2 protein-coding genes are annotated in these 1,006 nt (G+C 68.6%); both read right to left on the bottom strand.

Annotation, left to right across the window (positions count from 1 at the left end):
- Positions 1–569: NADH-quinone oxidoreductase subunit C (locus R1101_RS28660; RefSeq protein ID WP_016935734.1), on the bottom strand; the 569-nt coding region annotated here is incomplete at its 3' end.
- The coding region (locus R1101_RS0124270) for an NADH-quinone oxidoreductase subunit B (RefSeq protein WP_016935733.1) at positions 566–1,006 on the bottom strand (441 nt) is incomplete at its 5' end. The genes R1101_RS0124270 and R1101_RS28660, both read right to left, overlap by 4 nt.

The raw sequence follows: 1,006 nt of genomic DNA, 5'->3' as shown, positions 1-1,006 counted from the left end.
AAGACGATCCCGAAGAAGTCATAGGTCTCGCGTTCGTGCCAGTCGTTCGTCGGGTAGATGCGGTACAGCGACGGGACGTGCGGGTCGCTGTCGGGGATCGCGACCTCGAGACGCATGCGGCGGTTGTGGGTGATCGAGACGAGTGGATACACCGCGTGCAGTTCCCGGCCCGTCTCCTGCGGATAGTGCACGCCCGACACCCCGAGGCACAGCTCGAATCGGAGCGTGGGATGGTCGCGCAGGGTGCCGGCCACGAGGGGCAGCTGCTCGCGGCGGACGAAGGCGGTCAGTTGGTGGCGGTGCACGACGATCTTCTCCACGGCGTCGGCGTAACCCACCGCGGTGTCGCCGGAGCGTTCGTCGAGTACGTCCTCGAGGGTGTCGACGAGGTCGTCGAGGTACCCGCCGTAGGGACGGTCGGTGCTGCCGGGCAGCGTCACCCGGCGCACGAGACGGCCGTAGCCGCTGGTGTCACCGGATCCACGCACCCCGAACATGCCGCGGCGGACCGCGATCACCTCGTCGGCGCGGTCGTCGTGGTCGGATCGGGTCCGTTCGCGATCGGTCATCGCGGCGGCACCGTCAGTTCGATGAGCGGACGCTGGGCCAGAGCGGCTTCCTCCGCGGCGCGGATCGCCTCGGCCCGGTTCACGCCGAGAGGCATCTGTGCGATCTTCTCGTGCAGTGTCAGGATCGCGTGGAGGAGCATCTCGGGCCGGGGCGGACAGCCCGGGAGATAGATGTCGACGGGGACGACGTGGTCGACACCCTGGACGATCGCGTAGTTGTTGAACATCCCGCCGGACGAGGCGCACACCCCCATCGCGAGCACCCACTTCGGTTCGACCATCTGGTCGTAGACGCGGCGCAGCGCGGGGGCCATCTTCTGGCTGACGCGCCCGGCGACGATCATCACGTCGGCCTGCCGCGGCGAGGCCCGGAACGCTTCCATGCCGAATCGGGCGATGTCGTAGCGTCCGCCCGCGGTGGCCATCATCTCGATGGC

The sequence above is a fragment of the Rhodococcus sp. R1101 genome, from assembly GCF_000278445.1.
GTDB lineage: Bacteria > Actinomycetota > Actinomycetes > Mycobacteriales > Mycobacteriaceae > Rhodococcus > Rhodococcus gordoniae.
This window is presented reverse-complemented; position numbering and strand designations above follow the sequence as displayed.